The sequence below is a fragment of the Gemella morbillorum genome (assembly GCF_900476045.1).
In the GTDB taxonomy this organism is placed as follows: domain Bacteria; phylum Bacillota; class Bacilli; order Staphylococcales; family Gemellaceae; genus Gemella; species Gemella morbillorum.
Map to the genome: position 1 here is coordinate 438,165 of NZ_LS483440.1, position 17,998 is coordinate 456,162.

The 17,998-nt window shown below is 29.1% G+C and carries 16 protein-coding genes; 10 read left to right on the top strand and 6 right to left on the bottom strand.

From position 1 onward, the window contains the following. Positions 1–60: 60 nt before the first annotated feature. The 5 genes from DQN46_RS02095 to smc all read left to right on the top strand — a co-directional run bounded on the left by DQN46_RS02095 (position 61) and on the right by smc (position 8,296). Positions 61–846 (top strand): RecX family transcriptional regulator, encoded by a 786-nt coding sequence (locus DQN46_RS02095; protein ID WP_111742843.1) that lies wholly within the window; start codon positions 61–63, stop codon positions 844–846. 12 nt (positions 847–858) lie between these two features. Further along, positions 859–2,676 carry a translation elongation factor 4 gene (gene lepA, locus DQN46_RS02100; protein WP_111742844.1) on the top strand — a complete coding sequence of 606 codons (1,818 nt, stop codon included), beginning with the start codon at positions 859–861 and terminating at the stop codon, positions 2,674–2,676. Continuing rightward, on the top strand, positions 2,676–3,809 hold the full coding sequence (gene hemW / locus DQN46_RS02105) for a radical SAM family heme chaperone HemW (protein WP_111742845.1): 1,134 nt from the start codon (positions 2,676–2,678) through the stop codon (positions 3,807–3,809). The genes lepA and hemW overlap by 1 nt, the downstream gene beginning before the upstream one ends. A 185-nt stretch (positions 3,810–3,994) precedes the next feature. Beyond that, positions 3,995–4,708: a ribonuclease III gene (gene rnc, locus DQN46_RS02110; protein WP_004632941.1), complete on the top strand. Its 714-nt coding sequence runs from the start codon at positions 3,995–3,997 to the stop codon at positions 4,706–4,708. A gap of 33 nt (positions 4,709–4,741) precedes the next feature. After that, on the top strand, positions 4,742–8,296 hold the full coding sequence (gene smc / locus DQN46_RS02115) for a chromosome segregation protein SMC (RefSeq protein WP_111742846.1): 3,555 nt from the start codon (positions 4,742–4,744) through the stop codon (positions 8,294–8,296). A gap of 66 nt (positions 8,297–8,362) precedes the next feature. Here the strand turns inward: smc and DQN46_RS02120 are convergent, their stop codons facing one another. Together DQN46_RS02120 and DQN46_RS02125 are read right to left on the bottom strand one after the other, a co-directional pair. Next, positions 8,363–8,686 (bottom strand): DUF3784 domain-containing protein, encoded by a 324-nt coding sequence (locus DQN46_RS02120; RefSeq protein ID WP_111742847.1) that lies wholly within the window; start codon positions 8,684–8,686, stop codon positions 8,363–8,365. A 40-nt stretch (positions 8,687–8,726) separates the two neighbouring features. Further along, the gene (locus DQN46_RS02125; RefSeq protein ID WP_111742848.1) at positions 8,727–9,635 is read right to left on the bottom strand and encodes a TDT family transporter; all 909 of its coding nucleotides are present in this window, start codon (positions 9,633–9,635) and stop codon (positions 8,727–8,729) included. 144 nt (positions 9,636–9,779) lie between these two features. On the opposite strand from DQN46_RS02125, the gene DQN46_RS02130 reads away from it, so the two are divergent. Genes DQN46_RS02130 through DQN46_RS02140 form a run of 4 tightly spaced genes read left to right on the top strand, consistent with a single transcriptional unit; the run spans position 9,780 to position 12,181 of the window. Further along, positions 9,780–10,355 (top strand): TetR/AcrR family transcriptional regulator, encoded by a 576-nt coding sequence (locus DQN46_RS02130; protein ID WP_111742849.1) that lies wholly within the window; start codon positions 9,780–9,782, stop codon positions 10,353–10,355. Next, positions 10,356–11,036 carry an ABC transporter ATP-binding protein gene (locus DQN46_RS02135; RefSeq protein WP_004632932.1) on the top strand — a complete coding sequence of 227 codons (681 nt, stop codon included), beginning with the start codon at positions 10,356–10,358 and terminating at the stop codon, positions 11,034–11,036. Positions 11,037–11,039: 3 nt separating this feature from the next. Next, on the top strand, positions 11,040–11,207 hold the full coding sequence (locus DQN46_RS08715) for a hypothetical protein (protein ID WP_224207431.1): 168 nt from the start codon (positions 11,040–11,042) through the stop codon (positions 11,205–11,207). 56 nt (positions 11,208–11,263) lie between these two features. Continuing rightward, positions 11,264–12,181 carry an FtsX-like permease family protein gene (locus tag DQN46_RS02140; protein ID WP_224207432.1) on the top strand — a complete coding sequence of 306 codons (918 nt, stop codon included), beginning with the start codon at positions 11,264–11,266 and terminating at the stop codon, positions 12,179–12,181. Positions 12,182–12,240: 59 nt separating this feature from the next. Here DQN46_RS02140 and DQN46_RS02145 read toward each other — a convergent pair whose 3' ends face one another. The 4 genes from DQN46_RS02145 to glmM form a co-directional block, all read right to left on the bottom strand. Further along, positions 12,241–13,137, bottom strand: a complete 897-nt coding sequence (locus tag DQN46_RS02145) for a metal ABC transporter substrate-binding protein (protein ID WP_269460546.1) — start codon at positions 13,135–13,137, stop codon at positions 12,241–12,243. A 307-nt stretch (positions 13,138–13,444) separates the two neighbouring features. Then, entirely contained in the window at positions 13,445–14,284 is an 840-nt protein-coding gene (locus tag DQN46_RS02150) for a metal ABC transporter permease (protein WP_004632925.1), read from the bottom strand. Next, complete coding sequence (locus DQN46_RS02155; RefSeq protein ID WP_111742851.1) at positions 14,277–15,005, bottom strand: metal ABC transporter ATP-binding protein; 729 nt, start codon at positions 15,003–15,005, stop codon at positions 14,277–14,279. Before DQN46_RS02155 ends, DQN46_RS02150 begins: the two co-directional genes overlap by 8 nt. Before the next feature lie 774 nt (positions 15,006–15,779). Continuing rightward, complete coding sequence (gene glmM, locus DQN46_RS02160) at positions 15,780–17,123, bottom strand: phosphoglucosamine mutase (RefSeq protein ID WP_111742852.1); 1,344 nt, start codon at positions 17,121–17,123, stop codon at positions 15,780–15,782. Positions 17,124–17,383: 260 nt separating this feature from the next. Between glmM and DQN46_RS02165 the strand changes: the two genes are divergently transcribed. Further along, a complete protein-coding gene (locus DQN46_RS02165; RefSeq protein ID WP_197712520.1) occupies positions 17,384–17,815 on the top strand; it encodes a hypothetical protein in 432 nt (143 codons plus the stop codon). Positions 17,816–17,998 lie beyond the last annotated feature (183 nt).

A 17,998-nucleotide genomic window follows, 5' to 3' on the forward strand; every position in this document is an offset into this window, starting at 1 on the left:
TTTTTTGATAAAATTGAGGGTAAGAGTATTTCAAAAGAAATGTAGAAAGTAGGTGATAGGGTGAAAATTACTAATATTACAAAGCTAAAAGTAAAGTATAAAATCGAATTAGAAAATGGGAAGTGTTTTTATGCCTCTGAAGATACGATTATAAAATACGGGCTAATAAAGAAAATTGATTTAACTAATGACCAACTTAAAGAAATTATTTCACATGAAAGTATTGAGAGTGCGTATAGTAAAGCTGTACATTACCTGCAGTACGGATTGCGCACAACACAAGATATAATCGACTATCTTACAAAAAAAGAAATTGCACCAAATGTTATTAATGAAGTAATTAAAAAATTGATTGAGATTGGATATCTTAATGATGAGCATTACATCGAAGCAGCTGTAATGGATTATTTTAATTTAAATAATAAAGGTCCATATTGGATAAAAAGAAAACTGCAAGAAAAAGACTTAGACAACGATATAATAGACAAATATATAGCTAAAATATGCACGAGAGAAGCTATGATAGAGATGCTTTATAAGATAATTGAGCGTGAGTTTAATGTTAGACGAGAATCAAAAAATAAAAAAGTTCAAAAAATCACGCAAAAACTTTATACAAATGGCTTCACATCTGATATAATAAGAAAGGTGTTTGACATATTTTTCGAAGATTATGAGGAAGAGAATGAAGATGATATATTAGAAGAGCATTTTAGAAGAGCTTATCATTCTTATAGTCGTCGTTATGAAGGATATGCATTGAAACAAAAGTTAATTGAAAAACTTATAAGAGATGGTTTTTCATACTATACATCTAAAGATTTTATTGAAAAACAAGATTTGTAAAGGAAGAATTAAATGAATAAAAGAAATGAAAGGCAAAAGAAAATAAGAAATTTTTCTATCATTGCGCACATCGACCATGGTAAGTCAACACTTGCAGATAGAATTTTAGAAAAAACAGGAGCTCTTGAGCAACGTGAAATGAAAGCACAATTGCTTGACTCTATGGATATAGAACGTGAAAGAGGAATTACGATTAAACTTAATGCTGTACAACTAAAATATACAGCAAAAAATGGTGAGGAATATATCCTTCACCTAATCGACACACCAGGACACGTCGACTTTACTTATGAAGTTTCGCGTTCACTTGCGGCATGTGAAGGAGCAATTTTAGTAGTAGATGCAGCACAAGGTATTGAAGCACAAACATTAGCTAATGTTTACTTAGCATTGGATAATAACTTAGAAATTATTCCAATTATTAATAAGATTGACCTGCCGGCAGCAGATCCAGAAAAAGTTAAAACTGAGATTGAAGATGTAATTGGACTTCCAACTGATGATATAGTTCTTGCATCTGCTAAAGCGGGTATTGGTATTGATGAAATACTTGAGCAAATTGTTGAGTATATTCCTACACCATCAGGTGATGCCGGGGAACCGCTTCAAGCATTAATTTTCGATTCATTATACGATGCTTATCGTGGTGTTATTGTTTCTGTTCGTATTAAGAACGGTACTGTAAAAGCTGGAGATAAGATTAAAATGATGGCAACAGGTGGAGTATTTGAGGTTACTGAAGTAGGTATCCACACTCCAAAAGAAAAAATTGTAGATGAACTTACTGTAGGAGATGTAGGATTTATTTGTGCATCTATTAAAAATGTAAGTGAAACTCGAGTGGGGGATACAATAACACTAGCAAATAATCCAGCAAAAGAAGCGTTACCTGGATATAGAAAACTTAACCCTATGGTATTCTGTGGATTATATCCAATTGACTCATCAAAATACAACGATTTACGTGAAGCATTAGAAAAATTAGAACTTAATGACTCTGCATTACAATATGAAGCAGAGACTTCTCAAGCACTTGGATTTGGATTTAGATGCGGATTCTTAGGAATGTTGCATATGGAGATTATTCAAGAGCGTATTGAGCGTGAGTTTAATATCGATATTATCGCAACAGCACCATCGGTTATTTATAAAGTTGAAAAGACAGATGGTACAATGGTAGATGTATCTAATCCATCAGAGATGCCAGATCCACAAAAAATCAATAGGATTACAGAGCCTTTTGTTAAAGCAAGTATTATGGTACCAAACGATTATGTGGGTGCTGTTATGGAGCTTTGTCAGAAGAAACGTGGTATTTTCTTAAATATGGAATATATCGATGATACAAGGGTAAACATTACTTATGATATACCTTTATCAGAAATTGTCTTTGATTTCTTCGATCAACTTAAATCTAATACAAAAGGATATGCATCATTTGATTATGAATTAACTGGCTATAAAGATAGTAATCTTGTTAAGATGGATATCTTATTAAATGGAGAGCAAGTCGATGCATTAAGTTTTATCGTTCACCGTGAGTTTGCATATCAACGAGGAAAAGTTATCGTTGAAAAACTTAAAAAACTTATTCCAAAACAACAGTTTGAAATTCCAATTCAAGCAGCTATTGGGAATAAAATTATCTCTCGTGAAACTATCAAAGCGATGCGTAAAAACGTTCTTGCCAAATGTTACGGTGGAGACATTAGTAGGAAACGTAAGCTATTAGAGAAACAGAAAAAAGGTAAAGAGAGAATGAAAGCTGTAGGTAGCGTAGAAGTCCCTCAAGATGCCTTTATGGCTGTTCTAAAAATGGATGACGAATAATGAAAGGTGAAATTCGCGGAGTATATATTCATATTCCATTTTGTAAATATATTTGTTCATACTGTGATTTCAACAAATTTTATATCCAAAGACAACCAGTAGATAAGTATATTGATTGTTTGATTGATGAAATAAATAGTATGGAGAAGGTACAAAATATAGAAACTATCTATATAGGTGGTGGGACACCAAGTGCTTTAAATGATGAACAACTTCATCGTCTATTATCAGCGCTTAGAAAAAAAATTCCACAACAACTTCGTGAATTTACTTTTGAAGCAAACCCTGAGGATCTTGTTGATTCTCGGGTTGCTTTGGTAAAAGAGTACGGAGTTGACAGGATAAGTATGGGCGTTCAAACTTTTAATGATGAACTTCTTAAGATATTAGGACGTGGTCATGTTGCAGGAGATGTAGATATGGCTATTACTAATTGTAAAAAGTATGGAATTAAAGATATTAATGTAGACTTAATGTTTTCATTGCCGAAACAAACTATGGAAGATTTATTTGATAGTATGAAAAAGGTTGTAGGCTACGATATTAGCCATGTTTCGTGTTATTCATTGATATTAGAACAAAAAACAAAATTATATAATCAAGTACGAGATAAAAAAGTTACCTTACCTTCAAATGAAACAGAAGAGAAAATGTATGACGAAGTAATAAACTTCTTAACGGCAAATGGTTATACTCAATATGAGATTAGTAATTTTGCAAGGCCAGGGCATGAAAGTGTTCATAATAGTAGTTACTGGGAAAATATAGAATATTATGGACTTGGAGCAGGTGCTCACGGATATATTGATGGAGTACGTTATGCTAATCAAGGAGCATTAAAATTTTATATTGATAGTATGCTTGAAAAAGGGCATGCTAGACGTGAAAAACATACGGTAACAGATAAAGAAAAAATTGAAGAGGAAATGTTTTTAGGATTACGTCTTTTAAAGGGTGTAGATTTAAATAGTTTTGAAGAAAAGTACGGAAAAAGAGCAGAAAAAATCTTCAGGGAAGTAATTGATAAAAACTTAAAGATAGGTTATTTAAAAATAGATGATAACAAGCTGCGCTTAACAAGAAAAGGGTTATTTTATGGGAATGAAGTATTCTCAGAGTTTTTACTAGATTAATGATAGTAAAATTTTAAATATTGTTACTTAATCACAGTGGGTTATTAGATATCTAACAATACTCTATAAGGTCTTTTTAGATATCTAGTAAACTGATTGTCCTTGATAAAATTGATTTTTATAAAAGTATGCTGCTAGAATCATTTCCGAGAAAATATTAAAAATAAAAAGAAAGGAGAATCATTATGGAAAGAACATATATAGAAAAACTACTAAATAAACTAAATAATGAATATGGATTTAATTTGAAATTTGGTGAGAATTTTAAAATGGCTTTTTCACACTCATCATACACAAATGAGAAAAAAATAGCTAAACATTTGAATTATGAACGATTAGAGTTTTTAGGTGATGCTGTTGTTGAGCTTACAACAAGTGAATTTTTATTTAAAAAGTTTCCAAAGTTAGCTGAAGGGGAACTAACAAAACTACGTGCTTCTATAGTTTGCGAAAAGACATTGGTAAAATATGCACTACAACTTAATCTAGATAAATGTATTTATTTAGGGCGTGGAGAAGAAAAAATGGGTGGTCGTTCACGAGCTGCGTTACTTGCTGATATTTTTGAATCTTTCACGGGAGCTTTGTACTTAGAAACAAATTTAGAAACAGTAAAAATATTTTTAAATAATACCTTATTTACAGAAGTCGAAGACTATGAATACAGTAGCTTCGTTGATTATAAAACTATTCTTCAGGAGTATGTATTCAAAATCAAATTAGGTGAGATAGAGTATAAGGTGCTAGATTCAATTGGGCCTTCACACTCAAAAACTTTCATTAGTGCTGTTGAAATTGATGGAAAACAATATGGTAGCGGTACAGCAGCAACAAAAAAAGAATCTGAACAATTATCAGCTAAACAAGCTTTAGATAAACTAGGATATGATGGTATCTAAAGTAATCAGAAGAAAATTTTAAAGGAGAATAAGATGAAATTAGTAAAAGTCGAAGTAACAGGCTTTAAATCTTTTCAGAAAAAAACAACTTTTGAATTTAAAAATAATTTAATTGGTGTTGTTGGACCGAATGGATCGGGGAAAAGTAATATAATTGATGCTATTCGTTGGGTTTTAGGGGAGCAGTCTGCAAAAAACCTTCGTGGTAGTAGTATGAAAGATGTTATCTTTTCAGGGACTGAAGATGTGAAAAGAAAAAATTTTGCTGAAGTAGCAGTTACTTTTAGTAATGGAGAAGAGTCATGTGAAATTAAACGTCGTCTTTATCGAAATGGTGATAACGAATATTTTATTGATAACAAAAAAGCAAGATTAAAAGATGTTACGAATATGTACCTTGATTTTGGTATTAATAAAGAAAGTTATAGTATTATTACTCAAGGTAAGGTAGAAGATATCATTTCTTCTAAACCTGTAGATCGTCGCGCCATTATTGAAGAAGCTTCTGGTGTATTGAAATATAAAAATAAGAAAAAAGAAACTAATTCAAAATTGGAAAAAACAAATGATAATTTGCTTCGTCTTAATGATATATTTTCAGAAATTTCAACACGTTATGAAGTTTTGGAAGAGCAAAAGAGTAAAACGGAAAAATACTTGGAATGGTCAAAAGGACTAGAAGAAAAAGATATTCTTATTAATATTTATAATATAGCAGAGTATCAAAAAAAATTAGAAGTTTTATTAGCTGATAAAAGGATAAAAGAACAGGAAAAGACTGCTCTTGAAATTAAACAGGAAGAACTTATAAAAAATTTAGAAGAAATAAAGAACAGTTTAGTTACTCTTGATAGAACATACCTTAAGTATCACGATGAAGAATTAGAGCTGATTAAGAAAAAAGAAGGTTTACAATCAGAACTTAATGTAATAGAAGAACGTAAGAATAATAGGAATCTGCGTAGCGAAAAGTTAGCTGAAGATTTAAAATATTTGTTAGAAAGAAAAGAAAATCTTACTAAAAAGCTTATAGAACGTCAAGAGTTAGATAGTATTAATAGAGCTAAGATAAAATCTCTAACAAAGGAAATAGCGGACTTAGAAGAAGGTGGAGAGTATAACTTAGAAAAAATTGAAGCCTCTATAGACAAGCTAAGAGATGAGTATTATGGATTAATTACAGAAGAAACAAGATTAGAAAATAGTATCGAATATGCTAAGAAAAATATAGAAAGTGCAGATGAGAACTATAAAGAGTTGTTAGAAAATATTGAGCGTCAAAAATCAATATATAATACTAAACTTGTTGAGTTAGATAAAGCTACAAAAGAAAAAGAAGAGTTGAGTTCTAAGTTAACAGTATTGGAAAATAGCTTAAATGCTTTATTAGAAGAAGATGTTTTATTAGTATCTAAAGAAAAAAATATAGATGAGCAACTACGTACAGGTTATAATTTCAAAAGTAATTTAGAAAATCGTAAAAAATTCCTAGAAGATCAAATTAATAATTTGAGTTTTTATAATATAGGTGTTAAAGAGATTTTATCTAATAAGGAAACTATCGGTGGAGTTCATAATAGTGTTGCTAATATAATAAACTTTGGTAATGAATATGCGACTGCATTAGATATAGCCTTAGGTCAAGCTCAACAAAATATTGTAGTTGATAGTGAAGTTACTGCAAAAAAATGTATTGAATATTTGAAAAAATCTAATAAAGGTCGTGTAACGTTTTTACCACTAAATAATATTAAAGCAAAAGCTATTGCCAGTGATATTTATAGTGTTTTAGTAAAAGAAGAAGGTTTTATTAATATTGCAGAAAATCTAATAGAGGTCAATGCAACATATAAAAATATTATTTCACATCTGTTAGGACTTACGATTATAGTTGATAATATGGACAATGCCAATCGTATTGCACGTAGAATAAACTTTAGAAATCGTATTATTACTCTTGATGGTCAGGTTATAAATAGCGGGGGTTCTATTACTGGAGGAGCGATTAATAAAAATACTAATTCTTCAATTAAACATAAGGCAGAGCTAGATAATCTTGAGGATAACCTTGGAAAAATAAATGATAAAGTATCTAAGCTAGAGACTGAAAAAACTAAGTTGGAAGCCAAAAGAAAAGAGTCTGTAGAAAATATTGTAGAGTTGAAAAATGCTAAAGAACAAAATACTCTATATATAAAAGAACTTGAACTGGCAATAAACCATAAAAATGCAGAACTTACTGATATAACCGCTTATATCACATCTAATGAGAAGAAATTAGAGGTATATAGAACAGAAGACAATAATTTAGAAAATATATCAGAACTTACAGATGGACTTAAAAAAATTCGTGAAGAATTAACTATTTTGAATAAGAAAATAGAAGAAGAAACTGCTAAAAAACAAAGTGCACAGAGCGCAGAAGAGTTATTTGTTGAGAAAATAGCAGAGCTAAAAATAGAAGAATCTAAGCTAGAAGAAACTCTAAAACATATAACGGAAAGCATTGGAAATTATCAAAGCGATATTGATGATGTATGTATTCAAATAGAAAGGTTAGAAGCTTCTAAAAATATAGAAAATCTTAGTGCAGAAGATGAAAAGAATATTCTTGAAAATAATACAAGGGTAATTAGTCAATGTAGTCAAAGGCTAGATGTTTTGAAAAATCTTTTATCAGATTTAGATGCCGAAAAAACTGGTCTTTTTAAACGTGAAAAAGAAATTACTACATCACAACAACATAGTAATGAAAAATTACGCTTGAAGATTGCAGAATGTGAAAAATTAACGGTTGCTCAAACGAAGATTGAAGTTAAGATTGATGAGTATTTAGAAAACTTAGTTACTAATTATAGTGTGACCTATGAAAGTGTTGCTCACAAATTAACTGAAGAATTAATCCCAGAAGTACCTTCATATAAATCAGATGTAATTAGATTGCGTCGAGCTATAATGGAGTTAGGAAATGTTAACCTTAATGCTATTGAAGAGTTTAATGAAGTAAAAGAACGTTATGATTTCTACAATGAACAGATTACAGACCTAGTAGAGGCTAAAGCTAAGCTAGAAGAAACAATTGCAGAAATTGATAAAGAGGTAAAAGAAAGATTCTTAGAGACATTTGTTCAAGTAGCTGAGAACTTCAATAAAATATTTATAAAATTATTTAAAGGTGGTTATGCGGATATGACGCTTGAAACACCAAATGATATTTTAAATACTGGCATTGTTATTGAGGCTTCACCACCAGGGAAAAAACTTCAAAATCTTTCACTGCTATCGGGTGGGGAGAAATCACTTACTGCAATAAGTTTATTATTTGCGATTCTTCAAGTGAAAAATCCACCATTTGTTGTTCTTGATGAGGTGGAAGCGGCACTTGATGAAGAGAATGTTAATCGTTTTGCGAAGTTTTTAAAACTCTATTCAGAAGATAATCAATTTTTAGTTATAACACACCGTCGCGGTACTATGGAAGCTATGGATACATTGTATGGAGTAACAATGCAGGAAAAAGGAATAAGTTATATTCTTGAATTAGAGTTAAAAGATATGATAAAAAACTTCGAAGAGGTTATAGAGTAGAGAAAAATTATAATTTATAATTCAAAGAAAAAAGACACAGTTAAATTTAAACTGTGTCTTTTTCAATCATATAAAATAAATGGAAAACAATAATAGAATACCTATAAAAACAAATATATAACCAACTCTTTTAGAGATTTTTTCCATTTTTTGTTTTTCTTTAGGTATTTTTTCTATTCTGTTATATTCCTCTTCAGTCATACCAGCAAGAATATTATAGCTTTTTTTATATATAAGTAGATAAGATGTAAAAAAGCAGATAAAAGAGGATAGACAGTGCATTAGTATAATTCCCGTATGTTCAAATTTAGTATTATCTATGTATATACAAAAAGTAATTACAAGGATAGTAAATAATAATATAATGATAGCATATTTTTTTCTACTCATATAAATCATCTCCTTAAATATTTTATAAAAAGTAGTTTAATTATTTATATGATAAATTTTTAATGAAGCCGTACCATATGTAAATTACAATAATTATCGCTAATAATTCGCTAAGATGAATTAAAATTTTTAGAATAGAAAAATCACCTAGTTGATAATAAATTCCGGTTTTTTGAAAAGCTATAGCACATATTACTAAAGGGAAAGTAAAGGCAGAGAAACTAGGGTAGAACTTTCTATTTAGTAAAAATGGTAATTGCATAAGTACAAAAATAAAAAATAATATTGTTAATGGTATTAATATATTCAAAATAATCGAATTTTTATTAGTAATACCAATCATATAACTAGCTAATAATAGTCCGCCAGGAGCAGAAAATACTGTTATTGTAGGGAAGTCCCCATCCTTATAGTGCTTATATACATAAACTCTATACAAGACGAATGGAATAAGTATTAGGTAATTAATAAATGAAAAATAAAAGAACAGCTTACCTAATATTTCTATGTTATAACTTATTGCTGTAACTGTAACTACAGCAGGTCCAACAAAGGTAATAAACCATGTTGGATAAATATTTTTAATATGTTTGTCTTTGATAATAAAATTATAAGTAGCATAGCTAACAACACAAATATCAAGACATATACCAATAATCCAAGTAGGTAAACTATACAACCCTATATATTTTTTGAAAAAAGAACTTAATAACATAATACTCATTGGATAAGTCGCAAGCACTGTTGCTAAAACAGGATTTTTCATTTCTTCTTTTAGTTTATCGCTATATAGAAAGAACTTTATTGTTAATAGGATAATAATTATTAAAGATAATAAGCTAAAAATTGTCTGTAATGTAGAACTATATATTTGGAACATATTGCCAAGAGCAACAGAGCCAAGCGCAAGGCCAGCAATTGGTGTAGGTAAATTTTTAATTATATTCATAGATAACTCCTTATATCATTACTTACTACTATTGTATAACATAAAATTTGAAAGCGCAATAATAATATGATTATTCTTGACAAACAAAATTTTAGATGCTATAATCCTAATAAGAAACACCTGTTTCTTATTGGAGGGAATACAATGGCACCTAAGTTTAAATTTACTAAAGAAGAAATTTTAGAGGTTACACTTGACTTTATAAGAATTAATGGGATAAAGGAAATAAGTGCACGAACTATTGCAAGAGAATTAAATGCTTCTACGAAAGTAATATTTAGTTTGTTTGGTAATATGGAAAATTTGATAAGAGAAGTCAATCAATTAGCTAGAAATGAATTTTTACACAAGGTTAAAATTTCTTTAAAAGATGAAAGTCCATTTAAAAGGCTTGGAATTGAATATATATTATTCTCTAAAAATGAACCAAAATTATTTGAATGGCTATTTATGAATAAAAGTGTAGAGATTGAAGATTTTAAAGATTTTCTCCCTATGTATGATTATGAGTATAAAAAAGTTATAGAGTCAATAGTGAATGAATATAAGATATCTATAAAAAGTGCTGAAAAATTTTATACACATTTATTTACTTATAGTCATGGGATTGCAACGTTAAGTGTTACAGGAATATATAGTTTTACTGAGATTGAGGTAATAGAAGCAACGACAGAGATAGCTAGAAGTTTAGTAAAGAGTTTTTTGAAGGAGAATAATTAAATGATTTTAGCAAAAGATATTAGGAAAGAATTTGCTGGTCAAGATGTTTTAAGAGGAATTAATCTAAGTGTAGATGAAAATGATTTTGTAGTTATATTAGGAGCATCTGGATCAGGGAAATCCACATTATTAAATATTTTATCAGGTTTAGAAAAGTCAGATTCAGGAGAAGTTTTATACAATGGAGAAAACATAAGTAATTATACAGAAACTCAATTAACAGAGTTTCGCAGAAAGAATATAGGATTTGTTTTTCAACAATATTATTTATTAAATAATTTAACTGTTTTCCAGAATGTTAGAGTTGGTGCTAATTTAGCAAATAATAGTGACTGTTCTGAAATATTAAAAGAACTTGGTTTAGAGGATAAGGTTGAAAAATATCCTAATGAATTATCAGGAGGAGAACAGCAACGAGTTTCTATTGCTCGAGCATTAGCTAAGAAACCAAAAGTATTGTTTTTGGATGAACCTACAGGAGCATTGGATGAAGAAACAGGAAGAGGTATATTGGAGTATATCTTTAAATTAAGAAATGAATCAAAATTTACTATGATAATGGTTACTCACAATGAAAATATTGCACAAATTGCCAATAAAATAGTTCATGTAAAAAGTGGTAAGGTATCATCGATAGAAGAAAATAGTACTCCAAAAACTGTGGCTGAGATAGGATGGTAATTTATGATAGTTGAAGTTAAAGATTTAAAGAAAGCTATAGCAGTAGTAATAATAAGTTTTTGTGCGGTATTTGTTACGACATTATTTTTTAATTTTTATTTAGATTTAAAAGACTTAGATATAACTACTCTAAATTTAATTCAAAAAAATTCTATGATACACAGCTCATAGTTTCGAAGTTTGTTGTAATTGTTACTGGAGTAATACTTTCAATTAGTTCAGCAATAATGCTACTTTTTTATATAAAACAGCATATAGACCAGTCAAAACATAAGATAGGGATTTTAAAAGCTTTAGGATACAGTAATATGTTTATATCAAAAAATTTCTCAGTGTTTAGCTTACTGATTTTCTTAGGAACTTTTTTAGGTTTTGGTAGTTCGTATTTATTGATGCCAAAGTTTTATGAGAGTAGAAACAAGGATAATATACTTACAAATCTAACAATAGATTTCCATCTACAGCCGTTAATATATTTAGTATTACTTCCGACATTGCTATTCTTAATATTATCAATGATGTATGTTTTATTAAAATTAAATGTACCAACAACAGTTTTACTAAAACAACTAGAGTTGAAAAATAAAATTATTAAGAAAAGAAAACTAAAGATACAAGAAAAATTTATAAAAGAATTAGAGTCGACAATTTTGTATAGTAATAAAACACTAATATTCTTTATTATTTTTGCTGCAATGTCATTTTCTTCAATGATTCAAATGTCATTAGGAATGAGAGATTTTGTTGATACTATAATACGAATGATTATGACAGTAATAGGTGTAATTTTGTCATTATCTATTCTCCTGATAACTCTTGAGGTTATAGTTAGTAATAATAAGAAAAATATTTCTATCCTAAATATAATGGGGTATTCTGTTAGTGAATGTTCTCAAATAGTATTGTCTAAATATAGAATAGTGGTACTGATAGGTTTTATTATAGGAACAGTCTATCAATATGTATTAATAAAAGTGTTATTAATTAAGTTGTCGAAAGAATTAGATAGTCAGGTAGTATATAATTTTGATTATTTATCACTATTAATAAGTTTAGTTTTATTTATTTTAATATATGAATTGTTTATAAGATATTATTATAAAAAAATAAGAATGATTGATGCTAAAAAGATAATACTAGATTAAAAAAATCTCCTACAAAACTTAAAGTTATTTTGTAGGAGAATTTTTTCTGGGGAAGTTAATTATTTAGAAAGCCCTTCAGCAATCTTGTCTAAATTCCATTTCATCATATTGTAGTAGCTGTCACCATTTTGACCTGGTTCTGCTATAGAATCTGTGAAGATTTTTTCAAAGATTGGAATATTAGTATCTTTTGATACTGTTTGCATTGGACGTTCATCAACACTGCTTTCAACGAATAGAGAAGGCACTTTTGTTTTACGTAGTTTTTCAACTAATGCTTTAATTTGATCAGGAGTTCCTTCTTCTTCTGTATTAATTTCCCAAATATATGCAGAAGGTACGTTGTAAGCTTTAGAGAAGTATTTGAAGCATCCTTCACTAGTTACAATCATTTTTTTCTCTTTTGGAATATTGTTGAATTTTTGTTTAGCTTCTTTATCTAATGCTTCTAGTTTTTCTAGATATTTTTTTAGATTAGCTTCATAGAAGTCTTTATTTTTTGGATCTTTCGCACTAAGTTGTTTAGCAATATTTTTTGCATAAATCATACCATTTTCAAGATTTAGCCATGCATGTGGATCTTCTTTACCTTTTTCATTTTGCCCTTCAAGATAAATAACATCAACTCCATCACTTACGGCATAATAATCTTTATTTTCTTCTTTTTTAGCATTCTGTACTAATTTAGTGAACCAAGCATTTCCACCAGTTTCTAAGTTAATACCATTATAAAATATAAGGTCAGCTTGTGAAGTCTTTTTAACATCATCAGGTAGTGGTTCGTACTCATGTGGATCTTGTCCAACAGGTACTATACTGTGTAAATCAATTTTATCACCTGCAATGTTTTTAGTGATGTCGGCGATAATAGAGTTAGTCGCCACAACTTTAAGTTTTTCGCTTGTATTTGAATTTTTATTAGCATTAGAACAAGCGAATAGTCCAACAGCTAACATAAAAATTAGTGATAAAAATCCTAATTTCTTAAAACCTAATTTTTTCATATTATAGGCCTCCTTATTTAATAATTTTTTTCATTATAGCTTACTTCATGTATAAGATATTTCGTAATGATACTTATTATCGGATGAAAAGATTATAATAATTTCCCCTAAAATTATTAATTATTTCAGAAGTATTTTATATTTAGGTAATTTTATTTTGTAAAATAATTTTAGGGAATATTACTTTAATTTTTAAAATGACTACTAAGTATCATTTTAATCTTTAATTTAACATAAAGTAAGTTGTATATTTATGAACTTAGTTATTTTTTTTATGTTTTATAAATTTTTGCTTAGGCGCTATAAAGAAACTTATAGCAAATACTGTTGCAAGTGTTAAAACAATGCTAGAACCAGCAGCGATATTAAATGAGTATCCAATAAACAAACCTAATACTGAGCAAACTGCTCCAATAGTAGATGATAAGAATATCATTGTTTTAAGGCTGTTAGCATATAAATACGCTGTTGCAGCTGGTGTGATTAACATAGCCACTATTAAAATAGTACCAACACTTTGCATAGCTGTAACGGAAACTAATGTTAAAAGTATCATAAGTAAATAATGATAAAAGTTAACTTTCATTCCCATAGCTTTAGCCAATAACTCATCAAACGAAGTAAGAAGTAATTCTTTAAAAAATAGTTTAATGACAAGTAAGACAAAAACTCCAACTCCGATTGTAATATACATATCAATATCTTGTACAGCTAGAATATTACCAAATAATATGTGGAATAAGTCGGTAGAACTGTTTGCAACACCTATAAGAATAACCCCAAGTGCCAAGAAAGAACTGAAAGTTATTCCAATGGCAGTATCACTTTTGATAATTGAGTTTCCTTTGATAAAGGTAATAATAATCGAAGCAAGTAAACCAAAAGCTATAGCTCCGATAAAGAAGTCAATACCAAGTATGTAAGAAACTGCAACCCCTGGTAAGACAGCATGGGAAATAGCATCTCCCATTAAACTCATTCCGCGAAGGACGATAAAACATCCTACCGCACCAGCGACAATACCAATGATAATTGCGGTAATAAGTGCATTTTGTAAAAAATGAAAGTTATAAAGCCCATCAATGAATTCTTTAATCATTAGTACCACCCCCTAGGAAGAATAAATCTGTGCCATAAGCTTTTGTTAAATTTTCTCTTGTGAAGGTTTCTTTTGTCTCTCCATAGGCAATTAGTTCTTTATTGATAAGCAGAACATTATCAAAATACATGTGAACTTTACGAAGATCATGGTGTACTATCAAAATAGTGTGTCCTTTTTCTTTTAGTTTTCTCAATGTATCCATAATGATTTCCTCACTAACAGAATCTATTCCAACAAAAGGTTCATCTAAAAAGATGTACTTAGCTTCTTGTACTAAGCAACGAGCGATAAGAACACGTTGAAATTGTCCACCTGACAATTCACTGATTTGTCTATGTGAAAATTCTTCTAATCCAACCAACTTAAGAGCATCATCAACTTTTTTCCAATGTTCTTTTTTTAATTTGTGAAATAATTTTATTTTTGGGTAAACGCCAAGTGACACACATTCCCTAACTTTAATAGGAAAATTATAATCAATGTTTATTTTTTGTTCTACATATGCAATATTATTCAGTGCATTTTTTGATATTTTGTTATCAACTTCTGCTGTACCTTCAAAAGGAATAATATTCAAAATAGCTTTTATTAGGGTTGACTTACCAGCACCATTAGGACCAATAATACCTATGATAGATGGCTTATCTATTTGTAAATTTATATTATCAATAGCAAGTGTATCTTTATATCGAACACTTAGATTAGTTATATTAATCATATGACCCACGTCCATTCTTTTCTATCTACACTAAAGTTTACCTTAGGAAACAATAAAAGTCAAGAGGAATGTTGCGTATAAGCAAAAAAATATCTTGAAGCAAAGTGTATATTATAATAAAAATGCAAGTAATAGTAGAGGGGAAAAGTGGTTAAAATAAAAAAACCTACCTTACAAAAAATATTGTAAGGTAGAAATAAGGGAGTAAATATGAAAAGTCTTTATTATAAGCTAGGGAGACTTATAATAAAAGAACATATGAAGTAATATAACATTACTTCACTTATAAGTATATCAGAAGTATATACAAAAAACAAGAGAAAAATCAAAATTATTTCTAAATATATTAATTTTTTTTAAAAAAATATTGATAATTAAATTTTTACATAAAAAAATTAATATTTTGAGAATAGTTACTATTTTACTTATAATAAAAATATAAATAGTGCCTATATTACAGTAAATATAGGAGGTGTATTAGTTTACTGTTTAAGAGTAATTTCTTTCGAAAAAGAAAACTTTATATTTAAATATATCTTTGATATTAGGAAATTATTAAGATAATAATGAAGATAGAAATATACAAGATAATGTATATAATATACAAAAAAAATTAAGTGAAAAATATCATTTCAAAAGATAAAAAAACTGATAATAAAAAAGATAATTAAATATTTTAATTTAAAGTATATGAGAATTATAAAAACAAATATAGCGAAATATCCGTATCTCGTTATATTTGTTTTTATGTATATATTAAAATTTTTTCAATAACTATTTGACTTCGTATTTTTCACGAACTATTTGTGCGACTTGTTCACAGTATTTATCTGTAAGTTCATCACTGCTAGCTTCGACCATAACACGAATTAGATTTTCAGTACCTGAGGCACGTAATAAAATACGACCATTACCTTCAAGTTCTTTTTCTACTTTAGCGCATTCTTCAAGAATGTCTTGATCTTCCATTGCTAATTTTTTATCTAGTACTTTTATATTAACTAGTTTTTGTGGGTAAATATTTACTTCATTAGCAAGTTCTTCTAAAGTTTTTCCAGAAGTCTTTAGAATATCAGCTAGTTTAACAGCTGTTAGTATTCCATCTCCAGTAGTAGCGTAGTTCATCAAGATGATGTGACCTGATTGCTCTCCACCTAGAGAGTAGTTATTGTTTCTCATTTCTTCAACAACATATCTGTCTCCAACCGCAGTTTTTACAGATTGCAGACCATTTTCTTCTATAGCTTTATAGAAGCCAATATTACTCATTACTGTTGAAACAACCATATTGTTATTAAGTTCACCTTTTTCTTTAAGGTGTTTAGCAAGGATAAACATAATCTTATCCCCATTGACAACATTTCCGTTAGCGTCTACTGCTAATACGCGGTCACCATCCCCGTCAAAAGCAAAGCCAACGTCAACGTTGTTTTCTTTTACAAAGTTAGCAAGGGTATTAATTTTCGTAGATCCAACATTTTCATTGATATTAATACCATTAGGCGTACACCCAATCGTTTCAATATCAGCTTCCAAATCTCCAAATAAGAATGGAGCAACCCCCGTTGTAGCACCGTTAGCACAGTCAAGTGCAATATTAAGGTTAGAAAGGTCACCTGAAATAGATTGCTTTATATGGTGGATATATTTTTGACTAAGTTCGCTACCTGAATATAATTTACCAATTCTATCGTAGCTAGCATTCGCTATTTCGTTTGAATTGTCAATCAGAGTTTCAATTTCTAATTCTTGTTCATCAGTAAGTTTAAATCCATCTGGACCAAAAATTTTAATTCCATTATCTTGATATGGGTTATGTGAAGCAGAAATCATAATTCCGCTATCAGTTTCAATAGTTTTAGTTAAATATGCTATAGCTGGTGTAGGGATAACTCCTACAGTCATAACATTTACACCAACACTTGTTAGTCCTGCTGTTAGGGCGTATTCAATCATGTCACAAGAAATTCTAGTATCTCTACCAATTATTACTTTTGGGCGCTCTTTTTTTTCAGTAAGTAGTTTACCAAGGGCTTTTCCTACTTTAAAGCTTAAATCAGAGGTAAGTGATTCGCCAGCGACGCCACGAATACCATCTGTTCCAAAATATTTTCTCATAAAAAAATAAACTCCTTATTCTTTATTTATAAATGAATATTACTATATAAAGGAATATAAGTCAAGGTTTTGCTTTAATTATAGTATAGTTGTTACAAGAAATTCAGATGAAAGTAAAGTAATAGAGAAAAATTGTTTTGATTGCAAATACAGACGTAATTAATATTGCTAAATTTTAGTGTGGTTTGTATAATAAATTTGAGGCAATAATATGAATTATATACACTAAATAAAAAGGATGGAGATGAAATATAATGAAAATGTATCAAAGGGATAAAATATTAAATGTTAGTTCAGAATCTGCTTGGCAAGCATTAAAAGAGATGAATAAATGGTTGCCGGATCTATCTACAAACAGTGGAATTTCCTATTCAATGGATACTGATTTTTTTGAAATTGGAAGAAAATATAATATAACTTCTAAGGAAGGGGTAGTAATGGATTGTGAATTATATAGTATAGATGAAGAAAATATGACTGTGGAAATACACGCTGAGCACAAACCATTGAAATCTATACTTATATGCAAAGTTTTAGACTTAGGGGATAATAGGACGCAAATTATAAGGATACAGGGTTATCCAGGGTGGTTTGGTAAAATTTTCACTGTCTTTTTTGGGAGAAGAGAGTCTGGGGAAACAGCAGAATACCTAGAGGTTTGGGGGAACTATGCTGAGTCTCTAGAAGAATAATTTAGAAGAGTTTCTTTATTTGTTTTTTATAAAAGTAAGTTTTTTGCGAAAATCAAGGACGAAACAACTGATTTTAGTATAGAAAAAAGGAGTTTCTCTTTACTAATCCGAACGATAATGGTATTATATAGGTATAATATACGAATTAATACTGAAAATCTAAATTTTATAGAATTATATCGT

Coding starts and splice junctions, on each gene's coding strand:
- DQN46_RS08715 (WP_224207431.1), top strand. CDS start 11,040: ATGATAGTTGAAGTTAAAGATTTAAAGAAAGCTATAGCAGTAGTAATA.
- DQN46_RS02150 (WP_004632925.1), bottom strand. CDS start 14,284: ATGATTAAAGAATTCATTGATGGGCTTTATAACTTTCATTTTTTACAA.
- DQN46_RS02155 (WP_111742851.1), bottom strand. CDS start 15,005: ATGATTAATATAACTAATCTAAGTGTTCGATATAAAGATACACTTGCT.
- lepA (WP_111742844.1), top strand. CDS start 859: ATGAATAAAAGAAATGAAAGGCAAAAGAAAATAAGAAATTTTTCTATC.
- DQN46_RS02165 (WP_197712520.1), top strand. CDS start 17,384: ATGTATCAAAGGGATAAAATATTAAATGTTAGTTCAGAATCTGCTTGG.
- glmM (WP_111742852.1), bottom strand. CDS start 17,123: ATGAGAAAATATTTTGGAACAGATGGTATTCGTGGCGTCGCTGGCGAA.
- DQN46_RS02145 (WP_269460546.1), bottom strand. CDS start 13,137: ATGTTAGCTGTTGGACTATTCGCTTGTTCTAATGCTAATAAAAATTCA.
- DQN46_RS02130 (WP_111742849.1), top strand. CDS start 9,780: ATGGCACCTAAGTTTAAATTTACTAAAGAAGAAATTTTAGAGGTTACA.
- rnc (WP_004632941.1), top strand. CDS start 3,995: ATGGAAAGAACATATATAGAAAAACTACTAAATAAACTAAATAATGAA.
- DQN46_RS02135 (WP_004632932.1), top strand. CDS start 10,356: ATGATTTTAGCAAAAGATATTAGGAAAGAATTTGCTGGTCAAGATGTT.
- hemW (WP_111742845.1), top strand. CDS start 2,676: ATGAAAGGTGAAATTCGCGGAGTATATATTCATATTCCATTTTGTAAA.
- smc (WP_111742846.1), top strand. CDS start 4,742: ATGAAATTAGTAAAAGTCGAAGTAACAGGCTTTAAATCTTTTCAGAAA.
- DQN46_RS02125 (WP_111742848.1), bottom strand. CDS start 9,635: ATGAATATAATTAAAAATTTACCTACACCAATTGCTGGCCTTGCGCTT.
- DQN46_RS02140 (WP_224207432.1), top strand. CDS start 11,264: ATGCTACTTTTTTATATAAAACAGCATATAGACCAGTCAAAACATAAG.
- DQN46_RS02120 (WP_111742847.1), bottom strand. CDS start 8,686: ATGAGTAGAAAAAAATATGCTATCATTATATTATTATTTACTATCCTT.